We start from the raw sequence: 15,108 nt of genomic DNA, 5'->3' as shown, positions 1-15,108 counted from the left end.
CCGGTGAAAGCCCTCGACGAACTGACCTTCGACAACCGCTTCGCACGCCTGGGCGACGCGTTCTCAACCCACGTATTGCCCGAGCCCCTCGACGAACCGCGCCTGGTGGTGGCAAGCAATGCCGCCATGGCCCTGCTCGACCTCGACCCGACAGTGGCCGAAACACCGGTGTTTGCCGAGCTGTTCAGCGGCCACAAGTTGTGGGCCGAGGCCGAGCCGCGGGCGATGGTCTACTCCGGGCACCAGTTCGGCGGCTACACCCCGCAGTTGGGCGATGGCCGTGGGTTGCTGCTCGGCGAGGTGTACAACGAGGCCGGCGAACATTGGGACCTGCACCTCAAGGGTGCCGGGATGACGCCCTACTCGCGCATGGGCGATGGCCGCGCGGTGCTGCGCTCGTCAATCCGGGAGTTTTTGGCCTCCGAAGCGCTGCATGCACTGGGCATCCCCAGCAGCCGCGCGTTGTGCGTGATCGGCTCCAGCACCCCGGTCTGGCGTGAGAAGCAGGAACGTGGGGCGATGGTGCTGCGCCTGGCGCCGAGCCATATCCGCTTCGGGCATTTCGAATATTTCTACTACACCAAGAAGCCAGAGCAGCAGGCGGAACTGGCCGAGCACGTGCTTTCACTGCACTACCCCGAGTGCAAGGAACAGCCTGAACCTTACCTCGCGATGTTCCGCGAAATCGTCGAACGCAATGCCGAGATGATCGCCAAATGGCAGGCCTATGGCTTCTGCCACGGCGTGATGAACACCGACAACATGTCGATCCTGGGCATCACCTTCGACTTCGGGCCGTTTGCGTTTCTCGACGACTTTGACGCGCACTTCATCTGCAATCACTCGGACCATGAAGGACGTTACTCCTTCAGCAACCAGGTGCCCATCGGCCAGTGGAATCTCAGCGCGCTGGCCCAGGCGCTCACGCCGTTTATCAGCGTCGATGCCTTGAAAGAAGCCCTTGGTCTGTACCTGCCGCTGTACCAGGCCCACTACCTGGACCTGATGCGCCGCCGACTGGGGCTGACCACCGCCGAAGACGACGACCAGAAGCTGGTGGAGCGGTTGCTGAAGCTGATGCAGAACAGCGGCGTGGATTACACCTTGTTCTTCCGGCGACTTGGGGATGAATCGGCAGCGATGGCGGTGGCGAAGCTGCGCGATGATTTTGTCGACCTCGCCGGGTTTGATGCCTGGGCAGAACTGTACAAGGCTCGTGTTGAGCGGGACGGGAATTACAACGAGAAACAACGCCGTGAGCGGATGCACGCAGTGAACCCGCTGTACATCCTGCGCAACTACCTCGCACAGAACGCTATCGCTGCCGCCGAATCAGGCGACTACAGCGAAGTGCAGCGACTGCACGAGGTGCTTTCCAAGCCGTTCGAGGAGCAGGCGGGGATGGAACAGTACGCGCAACGACCGCCGGATTGGGGCAAGCATTTGGAGATCAGTTGTTCGTCGTGATACACGCCATGCTCGCGATTAGATGAACAGGTCGACCGGCACCTTGAAAAAATCCGCCAGCCAACGAATCTGTCGCACGTTCAGCTGGCGTTTTCCACTGAGGATCTCCGAGACCACCGATTGAGCACCCACACCCGGCAAATCACTCTGAGTCAGGCCATGCTCCTGCATCATTGATCTCAATACGTCGACACCGCTCGCCTCAGGCATTGGCCAATGCTCCAGGTCATAAGCCTCGACCCAGTCACCGATGATATCGACCACGCCCATCAACGGATGGGCTTCGTCCTCCCCTACGATATCCAGCAATTCGTCGAGCGCCTCCACCAGCACATCGTAGTCAGCCTCGGTTTTCGGCTTGCGCAACAGCGGTGATACGAATTGCCAGTGCTCGGCGACTTGCTCGATCAATACACTCATTTTCCAGTCACTCCTTCCATTTACCCTTGTCGTATTCCCGATGGTCCAGCACATGTCGAATATAGAGCCGCTGCATTCGGTAGCGCACAATCGCGATGAGTCGTAGTTTGTTACCACCGATGTTGAAGACGTGTAACGCCCCCACTTTATCCACGGTAGGAAAAATCGATTTCAACGCCGCGAAGTCCTCAGGATTGAGGACTTTGGCTTTCCGATACCACTCATCCAAAGCACTGGCTGAATGAGGCCACTTCAACTTGGCATTTCGGATTTGTTTCGCACTGATTACGCGCATGCAACATCCCTATCGCATATTGCTATGAAGGTTAAACCCGAACGCCGACTATCGCAATTTGCTATGGCGTCGAACGGACCGGCGGTGCTATTTCGAACAAGCACTTCCAGCCTAGATAGGCATGCGTCAATCGACATTCGCGAATCTGTTAGCACATGCGTCGTCGCCCCCGAGCTTGATAAAGCTGATACCCGACTCCAGATAGGATGCATTGGCCACATCCACGGAGCCCACCATGTCCGACCCTCTCGTTATCCCCTGCCCCCATTGCAACGGCCTCAACCGCATCCCCGGAGAGCGGCTGGGAGATACGCCCAAGTGCGGGCGCTGCAAGCAACCGGTTCTACTGAGCAAGCCTTTCGAGCTGAAACAAGGCGACTACGCCAGCCAGATCAAGGGCGATTTGCCGTTATTGGTCGACGTGTGGGCCGATTGGTGTGGGCCGTGCAAGTCGTTTGCGCCGGTGTTTGAACAGGCGGCCGGCCAGTTGGAGGGCAAGTGCAGGCTGGCCAAGCTGGACAGCGAGGCCAATCAGCAGCTGTCGGCGCAACTGGGGATTCGTTCGATCCCCAGTTTGATTCTGTTCAAGAACGGCCGCGAAGTGGCGCGCCAGAGTGGGGCGTTTCCGTTGCCGCAACTGATGAGCTGGTTGCGTAGCCAGGGGGTGTAACCGGACCTTGAGGACAATGCAATTCAAATGTGGGAGGGGGCAAGCCCGCTCCCACAGGTCAGGCATTTTCCAGCAGGTTATGCAGCTCCACAAATTGCAGAGTGAGCTTGTGCCGTGGGTCCAGGTGGATCAGCGGCTTGTTCTCCTGGTGCGATTCGCGCATGCGCACCGAGCTGGCCAGGTACACCGGCAGCACCGGTAAGCCCTCGGCAATCAACTCATCGAGCATCTGCTGCGGCAGGCTCGCCCGCGCTTGGAACTGGTTGACCACGATGCCTTCCACTTCCAGGCCTTCGTTGTGGTCTTCCTTCAATTCTTCGATTTCAGCCAGTAGCCCGTACAGAGCCTGGCGCGAGAAGCTGTCGCAATCGAAGGGGATCAGCACACGATCAGCGGCAATCAGCGCCGAAACCGCATAAAAGTTCAGGGCTGGCGGGGTATCCAGGTAGATACGGTCGTAATCTTCGCTCAGTTCATCGAGCAGCTTTCGCAGCTTGTTGATCTTGTGCTTGGCCTCAAGCTTGGGCTGCAGGTCCGCGAGTTCGGCGGTGGCGGTGATGACGTGCAGATTATCGAAGGGGGTTTCGTAGATATCGACCTTGTTCTTCTTCGAAAACGGCCCGGAAGACAGGGTTTGCTTGAAAAAGTCCGCTATCCCCATGGGGATGTCGTCGCCAGTCAGCCCGGTCAGGTATTGGGTTGAATTGGCCTGTGCATCGAGGTCCACCAACAGGGTTCGATAGCCTTCGCTGGCGCTGACCGCCGCCAGGTTGCAGGCGATGCTCGACTTGCCAACACCGCCTTTTTGATTGAACACCACGCGCCGCATGGAAAAACCTCCGTGTATCAATGAATGTCCGAGTGTAGAGGGCAAAAGCGCCTGTTAGCTACCTCGTTCATCGATGCATTGCTGCATTGCATCGGGTCTGTCATAGGTCACGTACAAATGAAAAGGAAGTGTCCGACGATCCAAGTTACCCCTCGTTGAAGGACAATCTGTAAACCTTCCCGTCTTATTTGTAATCGGCCTTGCACAATTCTTTACCAAAGTTTGCTAGAACCCCGCAGCACCGGGATAATGCGCGCCACTCGGCGATTGCTCCTTGTCCCGGTATTCGGGGCCAAAAGCCGCACATGGAAGCCCGCAGGGGCGGGATAACTTCTCAGTGATCAACTTCAACATCGCCCAATGGCGCGCCTGGGCCCCCGGCTTGGAAAGCGCGGACGACTGGCACGCCTGGTGCCAGGCCCCGGTGTTGCTGCCTGCCAGCGCTGCCTCGCCCGACGTGTCGTTCCTGCCGGCCATGCAGCGCCGCCGCCTGAGCCGCCTGGCGCGCATGGCGTTCAGCGTAGGCTGGCCCCTGGCCGACGGCCTGCAAGACTTGCCGCTGGTGTTTATTTCCCGGCATGGCGAAACCCCGCGCACCCTCGACATCCTCAGCGACCTGGCCAACGACCAGCCGCTGTCGCCGACCCAATTCAGCCTGTCGGTGCACAACGCGGTGATTGGCCTGTGGTCGATCCTGCGCAATGAAACCAGCGAAATGACAGCCCTCGCCGCCGCCGGCGATGGCCTGGAGCACGGCATGCTCGAAGCCGCGGCCCTGCTCAACGAAGGCGCTCCGGCGGTATTGCTGGTCATCACCGAAGAACAGCCGCCCGAGGCCTACGCCAGTTGGATCGTTGACGTGCCGTTTCCCTACGCCCTCGGCCTGCTGCTGACACCAGGCGACGAGTGGCAACTGGAACTCAGCGCCGGCACTGTCCAACCCACTCAAACCCAGTGGCCCCACGCCCTGAACCTGCTGCGCACCCTGCTTACCGAACAGGGCGCCTGCCAACATGCCTGGAAGAACCGTGTATGGAACTGGCAACGCAAGTCGTGAACGATAAGCCACGGGATGCCTACTACTGGCGCCTGTTCGCCACTGCCGCGAGCTTCTTCGTGTTCGGCGTCGGCGGGTTGTGCCTGCGCTTGCTGGTCTTTCCCCTGCTCAGCTGCCTGCCGGGCAACGTAGAAAGGCACCAGCGCCGCGCCCGCCATACCATCAGCAAGCTGTTCTGGTTCTTTATCCGCCTGATGCAGCGCGCCGGCGTGCTGACCTACAGCGTCGCAGGCGCCGAACGGCTCGGCCAGCCAGGCCAGATGATCATCGCCAACCATCCGTCGTTGATCGACGTGGTGTTCCTGATCGGCCTGATGCGCCAGACCAATTGCGTGATCAAGCAGAGCCTGTTTCAAAACCCGTTCACCCGTGGCCCGGTGCGCGACGCGGGTTATATAAGCAACGACGGCAGTGCAGACATGCTCGACGCCGCCGCTGACGCCCTGCGCAACGGCCAGACGCTGATCATCTTTCCCGAAGGCACCCGCACCACACCCGGCGTGGCGCCCGCCTTTCATCGCGGGGCCGCCGCCATTGCCCTGCGCGGTGCGACAATCATCACCCCGGTAGTGATCAAGGTCAGCCCCACCACCCTGACCAAGGCCGAACCCTGGTATCGCATCCCTAAATGCCGTTTTCACTTCAGTTTGCGCGTGGGGGCCGATATAGAACCACAGGCGTTCGCAACACTGGGGCCCGCGCCCCAGGCCTCACGCAAGCTCAACGATTACCTGCACCACTATTTCATTAAGGAGCTCGCCGAAGATGAGCGACCAACACCGCCTTGAGCACGACATAAAGCTGTTGATCATCGAGGCCCTGGGCCTGGAAGACATCAGCGCCGACGACATCGGCAGCGACCAAACCCTGTTCGGCGAAGGCCTGGGCCTGGATTCGGTAGACGCCCTGGAATTGGGCCTGGCGATCCAGAAAACGTACGGCATCAAGATCGATGCCGACGCCAAGGACACCCGCAATCACTTCACCAACGTGGCCAGCCTTGCGGCGTTCGTCACGGCCAGACAGGCAGCTTGAGACCGGACCATGCAAACTCGTGACGATATTTTCAACACCCTGCGCGATGCCTTGGTGGAACTGTTTGAACTGCCCCCGGAGCGCGTCACCCTCGACGCCAACCTGTATCAGGACCTGGAGATCGACAGCATCGATGCCGTGGACCTGATCGACCATATCAAGCGCCAGACCGGCAAGAAGATCGCCGCCGAAGAGTTCAAGGCCGTGCGCACCGTCAACGACGTGGTTGAGGCGGTGTACCGTCTGGTCCAGCCTGCCGCATGAGCCGGCTGATCGGCCTTGGCCTGTTATTGGCGGGGCTGCTGTACCCGTTTGCGGTGTATTACGGCACCGAGCACTTTGCGCCCTGGCAATTCGGCCTGCTGCTGGGCAGCCTGTGGCTGCTGCGCGCGGTCACGGGTGCGGCGCGCCCCGGCAGCCGCTGGATGGCGTTGGCGGTGATCGTGTTTTGCCTGGCCCTGGCCTGGTTCGACAACCCGCACCTGTTGCGCTGGTACCCGAGCCTGGTCAGTGCGTTCATGTTGGCGCTGTTCGGCCTGAGCCTGAAATACGGCCCGCCGATGGTGGAGCGTCTGGCGCGCATGACCGACCCGGTGCTGCCGCCTCACGCGATTGTGTATACGCGCCAGGTCACCGTGGTGTGGTGCGTATTTTTTCTGTGTAATGGCCTGCTCGCCGCCGCCCTCACCCTATGGGCGCCGTTGAGCTGGTGGACGTTGTACAACGGCTTGATCGCCTACGGGCTGATGGGGCTGTTGTTTGCCGTGGAATGGCTGGTACGACAAAGGGTTCGAGGCCGCGTATGAATGGGTTGAATCTTGAGCATCTGTTGCTCGAGCCGCTGGAACAGCGTTTGGTGACTACCGAACCTGCGATGAATCACGCCCAGCTGTGGGAACACTCCCTGAGCCTGGCCGCCGGGTTGCAAGCCCGTGGCATACAGCGCCTGGCCCTGCACCTGGAAGACGCCGGCCTGCTGGCGATTGCACTGCTGGGCGCCTGGCGCGCCGGGGCCAGCGTGCTGCTGCCCGCCGATCTGCAACCCCAGACCCGCCAACGCTGGGACGCGGTTGTCGACGCCTGGCTGACTGAAGCGGCAGACCTGGACGCGCTGTATCAAGCACCGTTGAGCCCGGCCTCCCTCGACCTGGACACCTGCCAACTGAGCCTGTGCACCTCCGGCTCCAGCGGCGAACCCAAGCGTATCGACAAGACCCTGCGCCAGCTCGCCAATGAAGTCCAGGCCCTGGAAGCCCTGTGGGGCGCCGACCTGAAAGACGCCTGCATCATCGGCAGTGTCGCCACCCAGCACATCTACGGTTTGCTGTTCCGTGTGCTGTGGCCGCTGTGCGCCGGTCGCAGCTTTGTGCGCCGCCAGCTGGCGTTTCCGGAAGACATGCAACGCGCCAGCCGCGAACACCCGCAATTCGCCTGGGTCGCCAGCCCGGCGCTGCTCAAGCGCATGGGCGACAACCTCGATTGGCCGGCGCTGAGCCAGGTATCGCGGGTATTTTCGTCGGGTGGCGCCCTGCCCATCGAGGCGGCCAGCAGTCTTTACGAGCGCTTGCAGCAATGGCCGACCGAGATCCTCGGCAGCTCGGAAACCGGCGGCATCGCCTGGCGCCAGGGTGCGCAACCCTGGCAGCCGTTCGCCGATGTACACCTGAGCCAGGACGCCGACGGTGCCCTGCGCATCGCCTCGCCGTACTTGCCCGTCGGGCACATAGAACAAACCGCTGACGCGGCGCGCATCCATGCCGATGGTCGCTTCGAGCTGCTCGGGCGCCTGGACCGTATCGTCAAGCTGGAAGAAAAACGCATCTCGCTGCCCATGCTCGAGCAGGCGCTGATGGCCCACCCGTGGGTCGCCGAAACGCGCCTGGGGGTGGTGCAGGAAAACCGCGCATCACTCGGCGCGCTGGTGGTGCTCAGTGCCGACGGCCTGCACGCCTTGCGCAACCAGGGCCGACGGACTGTCACCCAGACCCTGCGCCACCATTTGAGCCAGCATTGCGAAGCCCTGGCGCTGCCACGTCGCTGGCGGCTGCTGCGCCAGCTGCCGCTGAATGCCCAGGGCAAACTGCCCCAGGCCGATGTGGCCGCGCTGCTGCTGGCGCCCCGGCCCAAGGCGCCGGAAGTGCTGGAGCAAGTCGAAGTCGATGGCGAATGGACCTTGCAACTGAGCGTGCCGCCGGACCTGGCCTATTTCAGCGGCCACTTCCCGGTCACTCCGGTATTGCCCGGGGTGGTCCAGGTGGAGTGGGCGTTCAACCTCGGCCAACAACTGCTCGATCTGCCCGCGACCTTTGCCGGCATGGAAGTGCTCAAGTTCCAGCAACTGGTGCGTCCCGGCGACCGTATCGAACTGCACCTGCGCTTCGACCAGGAACGCGGCAAGTTGTATTTCGCCTACCGCAACGGCGTCGCGGCCTGTTCCAGCGGCCGCATCCAATTGGAAGCGGCCCATGCATAAGCTTTTGTGGCGAGCGGGCTTGGTATGGTTAACGGGCATCCTGTGGCGAGCGGGCTTGCCCCGCGTTGGGCCGCGTAGCGGCCCCAAAACCTGCGCCGGAGGTCTGTCTGACACGCCTCGGTTACCTTACTGGGGCCGCTCCGCGGCCCAACGCGGGGCAAGCCCGCTCACCACAACAAGCCCGCTCACCACGACAAGCCGGCTCACTACAACAAACCCGCTCGCCACAGGTTATTTACCAGACGGTGAGGGACACCATGCATAACCCCTGCGCCCTGATCCCGGTCTACAACCACGAAGCCGCCGTGCCCGCCGTGGTCCACAGCCTGTTGAACAGTGGCCTGCCGTGCCTGTTGGTGGACGATGGCAGCAGCCCGGCCTGCGCAGCGGTGTTGGCGCAACTGGCGCGGCTGGACAATGTCACCCTGCTCACCCTGCCGACCAATCAGGGCAAGGGCGGCGCAGTGATGGCGGGCTTTCGCGAAGCGGCGCGCCTGGGCTTCAGCCACGCCTTGCAGGTCGACGCCGACGGCCAGCACGACCTGCGCGAAGTCGAGACGTTTATCGACGCGTCCCGCAGGCAGCCCAACGCAATCATCTGCGGCTATCCCGAATACGACGAAAGCGTGCCCAAGGGCCGTTTGTATGCGCGTTACCTGACCCACGTGTGGGTGTGGATCAACACCCTGTCGCTGCAGATCCGCGACTCGATGTGCGGCTTTCGCGTGTACCCGCTGGCACCGGTGCTGGCGCTGATGGACTCGGCCTATATCGGCACGCACATGGACTTCGACTCCGACATCCTGGTGCGCCTGGCCTGGCGCAACCAGCCGATGCGCTGGCTGCCGACCCAGGTGCATTACCCCGCCGACGGCCTGTCGCACTTCCGCCTGTTCCGCGACAACGTACGCATCAGCGCCATGCACACCCGACTGTTCTTCGGCATGTTGGTGCGTGCACCGCTGATCCTGTGGCGACGGTGGCAGGCATGAGCGACAGCACCAAGCATTGGGCTGACCGCGAAGAGCGCGGCAGCTACTGGCTGATGAAATTCACCGCCCTCGCCGCCAAGGTCCTCGGCCGCCGCCTGCTGAGCCCGGTGCTGTACGGCATCGTGTTGTACTTCTTCCTGTTCGGCCGCACCGCGCGCCAGAGCGCCTGGCAATACCAGCAGCGCCTGGCCGACTGGAGCGGGCGCGATGAACTGCGCCCCAGCCAGCGCAGAGTCTTCGCCCAGTTCATGGCCTTTGCCGATGCCCTGCTCGACAAACTCGACGTGTGGAACGGCAAGCTGCGCCTGGAACAGATCGAGATCAACGACCCGGCGAAACTGCGCGGGCAACTGCGTGGTGGGCGCGGGCAGATGCTGGTGGGCGCCCACCTGGGCAACCTCGAAGTGTGCCGCGCGCTGGCGGAAATCGGCGAACAGGTCACCATGAACGTGCTGGTGCACACCAAGCACGCCGAACGTTTCAACCGTCTGCTGGGCGAAGCCGGTGCCACCCACTTGCGCCTGATCCAGGTCAGCGAGCTGGACCCGGCCACCATGCTGCTGCTCAGCCAGCGCCTGGACGACGGCGAGTGGCTGGCGATTGCCGGCGACCGCGTGCCCTTGCATGGCGGGCGCACGGTGCGCGTGGACTTCCTCGGCCATGACGCTGCCTTCCCCCAAGGCCCGTGGCTGCTGGCGGGCCTGCTGAAATGCCCGGTCAACCTGCTGATGTGCCTGAAACACCAGGGCCGCTATCGCCTGAGCATCGAGCCCTTCGCGCAATTGATCGAATGGAAACGCAGCACCCGCGAGCAGGTCATCGCCCTGTGGACCGCGCGCTACGCCGCACGCCTGGGCCAGTTCTGCCTGGAAGCGCCCCAACAATGGTTCAACTTTTACCCTTTCTGGAAGACCGATGACGACGCATCTTGAGCCGGTAACCTTTGGCGAATGCCCCCTGCGCATCGAAGACGTGCTGGCCCTGGCCAACCGTCAGGTGCCGACCCAGCTGCAAGGCGATGCCGCCTATCGCCAACGCATTGCCAAGGGCGCGCAGTTCCTCGACTCGCTGCTGGACAAGGAAGGCGTGATCTACGGCGTAACCACCGGCTACGGTGACTCCTGCGTGGTCGCGGTGCCGTTGCAACACGTCGAGGCCCTGCCCCGTCACCTGTACACCTTCCACGGTTGCGGCCTGGGCAAGTTGCTCGACGCCCAAGCCACCCGTGCGGTGCTGGCGGCGCGCTTGCAGTCGCTGTGCCACGGTGTCTCCGGGGTGCGCGTGGAACTGCTGGAGCGCCTGCATGGGTTCCTCGAACACGACGTGCTGCCACTGATCCCGGAAGAAGGCTCGGTGGGCGCCAGCGGTGACCTGACGCCGCTGTCCTACGTGGCCGCGACCCTGTCCGGCGAGCGCGAAGTGCTGTTCCGTGGCGAGCGTCGCCAGGCAGCCGACGTGCACCGCGAACTCGGCTGGGAGCCGCTGGTCCTGCGCCCCAAAGAGGCCCTGGCGCTGATGAACGGCACCGCGGTGATGACCGGCATCGCTTGCCTGGCCTTCGCCCGTGCCGACTACCTGCTGCAACTGGCCACGCGCATCACGGCGCTGAACGTGGTGGCGCTGCAAGGCAACCCGGAACACTTCGACGAGCGTCTGTTCGCCGCCAAGCCACATCCGGGGCAGATGCAAGTCGCCGCCTGGCTGCGCGAGGACCTGGCGATCGACGCGCCGACCGCGCCACTGCATCGCCTGCAGGATCGCTACTCGCTGCGCTGCGCGCCCCATGTCCTCGGCGTGCTCGCGGACAGCCTGAACTGGCTGCGTTCGTTTATCGAGATCGAGCTGAACAGCGCCAACGACAACCCGATCATCGACGCCGAAGAAGAACGCGTGCTGCACGGCGGACATTTCTACGGTGGGCATATCGCCTTTGCCATGGACAGCCTCAAGACCCTGGTGGCCAACGTCGCCGACCTGCTCGACCGCCAGCTCGCCCTGCTGGTGGACGTGCGCTACAACCACGGCCTGCCGAGCAACCTGTCCGGTGCACCGGCGGACCGCGCGATGATCAACCACGGCTTCAAGGCGGTGCAGATCGGCACCAGCGCCTGGACCGCCGAAGCACTGAAAAACACCATGCCGGCCAGCGTGTTCTCGCGCTCCACCGAGTGCCACAACCAGGACAAGGTGAGCATGGGCACCATCGCCGCCCGCGATGCGATCCGCGTGCTGGAGCTGACCGAACAGGTCGCCGCCGCCACCCTGCTCGCCGCCAACCAGGGCGTGTGGCTGCGCGCCCAGGCCGACGACGCACGCCCGTTGCCCCCGGCGCTGGCGGCCATGCATGCAGAGCTGGCCCAGGACTTCCCGCCGGTCATCGAAGACCGTGCCCTCGAAGGCGAACTGCGCCTGTGCCTGCAACGCATCGCCGAGCAACACTGGAGGCTGCATGCGTAGCCCTGGCGTACTGCACAGCGACACCGAAATCCTGGTGCCGTTTTTTGACGTCGACACGATGAACGTCGTCTGGCACGGGCATTACGTGAAGTACCTGGAAATCGCACGCTGCGCGCTGCTGGACAAGATCGGCCACAACTACACGGCCATGCTCGAAGCCGGCTACGCCTGGCCGGTGATCGACATGCAACTGCGCTATGTGCGCGGTGCGGTGTTCGGCCAGACGATCAACGTGCGCGCCAGCCTGGTGGAATGGGAGAACCGCTTGAAGGTCAATTACCTGATCACCGACCTGGCCAGCGGCGAGCGCCTGACCCGCGCCAGCACCGTGCAGGTGGCGGTGGAAATCGCCAGCCGCGAGATGCAGCTGGCCTCGCCCAAAGTATTCACCGACGCCGTCGAAAGGGCCCTGAAATGCTGACCCCGTTCTCTGTAGGAGCGAGCTTGCTCGCGAAGATCGTCAACGATAACGCGGGTTTCCTGATACCCCGCGGCGCTCTCGGGTTTTTCGCGAGCAAGCTCGCTCCTACAGTGTTGGTGTTGTTTGGTTTTTCTGGGGCGGCACACGCCTTCGACCTGCAACAACTCAGCGACCAGTTGGCCAAACCCTCAGTGATCCACGGCAGCTTCACCCAGGAAAAACACCTGCGTGCGCTGCCGCAGCCATTGGTCAGCAAGGGCACCTTCGTCCTGGCCAAGGACCACGGCCTGCTGTGGCTGCTGAAAACCCCGCTGCAACAGGACTACCGCATCAGCGCCCAGGGCATCGCCCGGCGTGACGCCAACGGCTGGCAACTGCTGCCGAACAAGAGCGCCGGCGCCGAACAGAACCGTCTGTTCCTCGCCGTGCTCCAGGGCGACAGCAGCGGCTTGCAGCGCGACTTCGAGCTGCAACTGCAAGGCGAAGCCCGGCAATGGAAGCTCACGCTGCTCCCGCGTTCACTGCTGCTCAAGCAGGTATTCACCCAGATCAATATCGATGGTGGTGAGTTGGTGCAGAAGATCGAACTGCTGGAAACCCAGGGCGACAGCACCGTGCTGCGCATGCAGGACAGCAGCGCCGGCCAGCCATTGAGCGACGCGGAGCAACACGACTTTGCCCAGTGAGCGCCTGCTGCCCCGCCTCTTCCTGATCCTGCTGGTGGCCGTGCTGGCCCTGGCCGGCTGGCAGTGGCGCCACGGCGCACCGCTGTCGGCCAACCTGATGGAGCTGGTGCCGGGCAGTACGCCGGACGCCCTGGAACTGCAAGCCGAACAGCGCATGCAGGAGCCACTCAACCGCGAAATGCTGGTGTTGGTGGGGCACGCCGATCGCCAGCAAGCGGTGGCCGTGGCCCAGCAATTGGGCGAGCGCTGGCAGGCCAGCGGCTTGTTCGAGAAGGTGCAATGGAACCTGCAAGCCGACCTGCCGGCACTGCGTGAACAGTTGCTGCGCGGACGCCTGGCGATGCTCTCGGCCAAGGACCGCGAACAACTGATCGACCACCCGGACGCGTTCATCCAGCAACGGGTGCAGTCGCTGTTCGACCCCTTCACCGGCTTCAGCCTGGTGCCGAGCCAGGACGACTGGCTGGGCCTGACCGGGCGCATCCAGAACAGCCAGCCGCAACGCGGCTCGGTGCAACTGGACATCGGCAGCGGCGCCTTGATCGCCGATGCCGACGACAAGAGCTGGGTGCTGCTGCGCGCACGCACCACCGGCAATGCCTTCGACATGAAACTGCCGCTGCAGGTGGCGGATCTGCTCCAGGCCAGCCGCACGCAGGCCGGCGAACACGGCGCGCAATTGCTCGCCGCCAGCGGTTTGCTTTACGCCGCCAATGGCCAGCAGCAGGCCACGCGGGAAATCACCTGGGTCGGCGGCGGCGCCACCGTCGGCATTCTGCTGTTGCTGTTGCTGGCGTTCCGCCGCGGGCGAGTGCTGCTGGCGTTTGTACCGGTGCTGGTGGGCATGCTGTTTGGTGCCGTCGCTTGTGTGGCGCTGTTCGGCCATATGCATGTGATGACCCTGGTGCTCGGCTCCAGCCTGATCGGCGTCGCGGTGGATTACCCGCTGCACTACCTGTCGAAAAGCTGGAGCATGAACCCCTGGCGCAGTTGGCCGGCATTGCGCCTGACGCTGCCAGGGCTGAGCCTGAGCCTGGCCACCAGTTGCATCGGCTACCTGGCGCTGGCCTGGACGCCCTTCCCGGCCCTGACGCAAATCGCGGTGTTCTCCGCCGCGGGCCTGGTCGGCGCCTACCTGTCAGCGGTGTGCCTGCTGCCGGCACTGCTCAAGGGTGTCGAACTGCGCCCGGCACAATGGCCGCTGCGCGTCGCCGAATGCCTGTGGCGGGTGCGGGCCGCCTTGCTCAAGCGTGTGCCCAGTCCGGTGCTGCTGGTGTGGGTGCTGCTGTTCTGCGCCGGCGGCCTTTGGCAGCTGAACAGCAAAAACGATATCCGCCAGTGGATCGGCGCGCCGCCGCAGTTGCTGCAAGAGGCACAGGCCGTGGCGCGCATTACCGGTTTCCAGCCCACCAGCCAGTTTTTCCTGATACGGGCCGACAACCAGCCGCAGTTGCTGGAGCGCCAAGCCGCCCTGGGCCAACGCCTGGACCAGTTGGTGAATATGGACAAGCTCCAGGGTTACCTGGCGCTCAACCAACTGGTCAGCCTGCCCGCCGAACAGCAGCAACTGCGCGATGCCCTGAGCACACTCCCACAACATTGGCAGCCGCTGTTGGACCTCGGCGTGCCCGCCAGCGCCCTGCACGCCGAAATCGCGCAACTGCAAGCGCTGCCCACCGAAGACATCGACGCTGCGCTGGTGGGCCCCTTGGCCGAACCCTGGCGTACGCTGTGGCTGGGCCCGGTGGACGGCGGCGTGGCGGCCATGGTCAGCCTGCAGGGTTTGAACAACCCGGCGCTGCTGCGGGTGCAGGCCGTGGACCTGCCCGGCGTACAGTTGGTGGATCGCCTCGGGGATTTGAACCGTGTATTCGCCGACACGCAGATCAGCGCCGCCGAATTGAAGTTGATGTCGTGCGTACTGATCGTGCTGTTACTGATCCTGCCGTTCGGCTTCGGCGGGGCCTTGCGCATCGTCGCCCTGCCGTTGCTGGCGGCGCTGTGCAGCCTGGCCAGCCTGGGTTGGCTGGGCCAGCCGTTGACCCTGTTCAGCCTGTTCGGGTTGCTGCTGGTCACGGCCATCAGTGTCGACTATGCGATTTTGATGCGCGAACAGATCGGCGGCCCCGCGGTCAGCCTTTTAGGGACGCTGCTGGCAGCGCTGACGACCTGGTTGTCGTTCGGCCTGCTGGCGGTGTCCAGTACCCCGGCAGTGAGTAATTTCGGCCTGTCGGTCAGCCTGGGCCTGGCATTCAGCTTTATGCTGGCCCCCTGGGCCGGCCAACGGAAACACGCCTCATGAATGT

At 63.4% G+C, this 15,108-nt stretch carries 17 protein-coding genes; 14 read left to right on the top strand and 3 right to left on the bottom strand.

Features of this window, described 5'->3' with window-relative positions:
* Nucleotides 1-3 precede the first annotated feature (3 nt).
* Nucleotides 4-1,467, top strand: coding sequence for a protein adenylyltransferase SelO (gene selO, locus BLW22_RS32460; RefSeq protein WP_074848513.1), 1,464 nt, complete (start codon nucleotides 4-6; stop codon nucleotides 1,465-1,467).
* Between the two features lie 18 nt (nucleotides 1,468-1,485).
* On the opposite strand, the gene BLW22_RS32455 is transcribed toward selO, so the two are convergent.
* Nucleotides 1,486-1,887 carry a helix-turn-helix domain-containing protein gene (locus BLW22_RS32455; protein WP_074848511.1) on the bottom strand — a complete coding sequence of 134 codons (402 nt, stop codon included), beginning with the start codon at nucleotides 1,885-1,887 and terminating at the stop codon, nucleotides 1,486-1,488.
* A gap of 7 nt (nucleotides 1,888-1,894) precedes the next feature.
* Entirely contained in the window at nucleotides 1,895-2,182 is a 288-nt protein-coding gene (locus tag BLW22_RS32450; protein WP_065925686.1) for a type II toxin-antitoxin system HigB family toxin, read from the bottom strand.
* A gap of 235 nt (nucleotides 2,183-2,417) precedes the next feature.
* Here BLW22_RS32450 and trxC point away from each other — a divergent pair, with 235 nt between their 5' ends.
* Entirely contained in the window at nucleotides 2,418-2,852 is a 435-nt protein-coding gene (trxC, locus tag BLW22_RS32445) for a thioredoxin TrxC (protein WP_065925687.1), read from the top strand.
* Nucleotides 2,853-2,910: 58 nt separating this feature from the next.
* Here trxC and BLW22_RS32440 read toward each other — a convergent pair whose 3' ends face one another.
* The gene (locus BLW22_RS32440) at nucleotides 2,911-3,681 is read right to left on the bottom strand and encodes a ParA family protein (protein WP_053139210.1); all 771 of its coding nucleotides are present in this window, start codon (nucleotides 3,679-3,681) and stop codon (nucleotides 2,911-2,913) included.
* Between the two features lie 337 nt (nucleotides 3,682-4,018).
* On the opposite strand from BLW22_RS32440, the gene BLW22_RS32435 reads away from it, so the two are divergent.
* The 12 genes from BLW22_RS32435 to BLW22_RS32380 all read left to right on the top strand — a co-directional run bounded on the left by BLW22_RS32435 (nucleotide 4,019) and on the right by BLW22_RS32380 (nucleotide 15,104).
* Nucleotides 4,019-4,738, top strand: a complete 720-nt coding sequence (locus tag BLW22_RS32435) for a beta-ketoacyl synthase chain length factor (protein ID WP_065925688.1) — start codon at nucleotides 4,019-4,021, stop codon at nucleotides 4,736-4,738.
* The gene (locus tag BLW22_RS32430) at nucleotides 4,714-5,526 is read left to right on the top strand and encodes a lysophospholipid acyltransferase family protein (protein WP_074848508.1); all 813 of its coding nucleotides are present in this window, start codon (nucleotides 4,714-4,716) and stop codon (nucleotides 5,524-5,526) included. The genes BLW22_RS32435 and BLW22_RS32430 overlap by 25 nt, the downstream gene beginning before the upstream one ends.
* Nucleotides 5,504-5,773, top strand: coding sequence for a phosphopantetheine-binding protein (locus BLW22_RS32425; protein WP_027604978.1), 270 nt, complete (start codon nucleotides 5,504-5,506; stop codon nucleotides 5,771-5,773). Before BLW22_RS32430 ends, BLW22_RS32425 begins: the two co-directional genes overlap by 23 nt.
* A 9-nt stretch (nucleotides 5,774-5,782) precedes the next feature.
* The gene (locus tag BLW22_RS32420; protein ID WP_003187949.1) at nucleotides 5,783-6,037 is read left to right on the top strand and encodes an acyl carrier protein; all 255 of its coding nucleotides are present in this window, start codon (nucleotides 5,783-5,785) and stop codon (nucleotides 6,035-6,037) included.
* The gene (locus tag BLW22_RS32415) at nucleotides 6,034-6,579 is read left to right on the top strand and encodes a COG4648 family protein (protein ID WP_065925689.1); all 546 of its coding nucleotides are present in this window, start codon (nucleotides 6,034-6,036) and stop codon (nucleotides 6,577-6,579) included. The genes BLW22_RS32420 and BLW22_RS32415 overlap by 4 nt, the downstream gene beginning before the upstream one ends.
* Entirely contained in the window at nucleotides 6,576-8,246 is a 1,671-nt protein-coding gene (locus tag BLW22_RS32410; RefSeq protein WP_074848506.1) for an acyl-CoA synthetase family protein, read from the top strand. Before BLW22_RS32415 ends, BLW22_RS32410 begins: the two co-directional genes overlap by 4 nt.
* Before the next feature lie 257 nt (nucleotides 8,247-8,503).
* A complete protein-coding gene (locus BLW22_RS32405; protein WP_065925691.1) occupies nucleotides 8,504-9,238 on the top strand; it encodes a glycosyltransferase family 2 protein in 735 nt (244 codons plus the stop codon).
* Nucleotides 9,235-10,170, top strand: coding sequence for an LpxL/LpxP family acyltransferase (locus tag BLW22_RS32400; protein WP_065925692.1), 936 nt, complete (start codon nucleotides 9,235-9,237; stop codon nucleotides 10,168-10,170). The genes BLW22_RS32405 and BLW22_RS32400 overlap by 4 nt, the downstream gene beginning before the upstream one ends.
* The gene (locus BLW22_RS32395; RefSeq protein ID WP_065946644.1) at nucleotides 10,154-11,695 is read left to right on the top strand and encodes an HAL/PAL/TAL family ammonia-lyase; all 1,542 of its coding nucleotides are present in this window, start codon (nucleotides 10,154-10,156) and stop codon (nucleotides 11,693-11,695) included. Before BLW22_RS32400 ends, BLW22_RS32395 begins: the two co-directional genes overlap by 17 nt.
* Nucleotides 11,688-12,116: an acyl-CoA thioesterase gene (locus BLW22_RS32390; RefSeq protein ID WP_065925694.1), complete on the top strand. Its 429-nt coding sequence runs from the start codon at nucleotides 11,688-11,690 to the stop codon at nucleotides 12,114-12,116. The genes BLW22_RS32395 and BLW22_RS32390 overlap by 8 nt, the downstream gene beginning before the upstream one ends.
* Nucleotides 12,110-12,802 carry an outer membrane lipoprotein carrier protein LolA gene (locus BLW22_RS32385; protein ID WP_065946645.1) on the top strand — a complete coding sequence of 231 codons (693 nt, stop codon included), beginning with the start codon at nucleotides 12,110-12,112 and terminating at the stop codon, nucleotides 12,800-12,802. Before BLW22_RS32390 ends, BLW22_RS32385 begins: the two co-directional genes overlap by 7 nt.
* Nucleotides 12,792-15,104, top strand: coding sequence for an MMPL family transporter (locus tag BLW22_RS32380; RefSeq protein WP_074848505.1), 2,313 nt, complete (start codon nucleotides 12,792-12,794; stop codon nucleotides 15,102-15,104). Before BLW22_RS32385 ends, BLW22_RS32380 begins: the two co-directional genes overlap by 11 nt.
* Nucleotides 15,105-15,108 lie beyond the last annotated feature (4 nt).

The sequence above is a fragment of the Pseudomonas marginalis genome (genome assembly GCF_900105325.1).
In the GTDB taxonomy this organism is placed as follows: domain Bacteria; phylum Pseudomonadota; class Gammaproteobacteria; order Pseudomonadales; family Pseudomonadaceae; genus Aquipseudomonas; species Aquipseudomonas marginalis.
Note: the sequence above shows the minus strand (reverse complement) of the source record. Positions and strands in the feature narration are given on the sequence as shown.

Bases quoted from the DNA above. Each gene is read 5' to 3' on its own strand.
- BLW22_RS32385 (WP_065946645.1), top strand. From the start codon at position 12,110: ATGCTGACCCCGTTCTCTGTAGGAGCGAGCTTGCTCGCGAAGATCGTC.
- BLW22_RS32425 (WP_027604978.1), top strand. From the start codon at position 5,504: ATGAGCGACCAACACCGCCTTGAGCACGACATAAAGCTGTTGATCATC.
- BLW22_RS32390 (WP_065925694.1), top strand. From the start codon at position 11,688: ATGCGTAGCCCTGGCGTACTGCACAGCGACACCGAAATCCTGGTGCCG.
- BLW22_RS32455 (WP_074848511.1), bottom strand. From the start codon at position 1,887: ATGAGTGTATTGATCGAGCAAGTCGCCGAGCACTGGCAATTCGTATCA.
- BLW22_RS32415 (WP_065925689.1), top strand. From the start codon at position 6,034: ATGAGCCGGCTGATCGGCCTTGGCCTGTTATTGGCGGGGCTGCTGTAC.
- BLW22_RS32430 (WP_074848508.1), top strand. From the start codon at position 4,714: ATGGAACTGGCAACGCAAGTCGTGAACGATAAGCCACGGGATGCCTAC.
- BLW22_RS32420 (WP_003187949.1), top strand. From the start codon at position 5,783: ATGCAAACTCGTGACGATATTTTCAACACCCTGCGCGATGCCTTGGTG.
- trxC (WP_065925687.1), top strand. From the start codon at position 2,418: ATGTCCGACCCTCTCGTTATCCCCTGCCCCCATTGCAACGGCCTCAAC.
- BLW22_RS32440 (WP_053139210.1), bottom strand. From the start codon at position 3,681: ATGCGGCGCGTGGTGTTCAATCAAAAAGGCGGTGTTGGCAAGTCGAGC.
- BLW22_RS32400 (WP_065925692.1), top strand. From the start codon at position 9,235: ATGAGCGACAGCACCAAGCATTGGGCTGACCGCGAAGAGCGCGGCAGC.
- BLW22_RS32395 (WP_065946644.1), top strand. From the start codon at position 10,154: ATGACGACGCATCTTGAGCCGGTAACCTTTGGCGAATGCCCCCTGCGC.
- BLW22_RS32405 (WP_065925691.1), top strand. From the start codon at position 8,504: ATGCATAACCCCTGCGCCCTGATCCCGGTCTACAACCACGAAGCCGCC.
- BLW22_RS32410 (WP_074848506.1), top strand. From the start codon at position 6,576: ATGAATGGGTTGAATCTTGAGCATCTGTTGCTCGAGCCGCTGGAACAG.
- BLW22_RS32450 (WP_065925686.1), bottom strand. From the start codon at position 2,182: ATGCGCGTAATCAGTGCGAAACAAATCCGAAATGCCAAGTTGAAGTGG.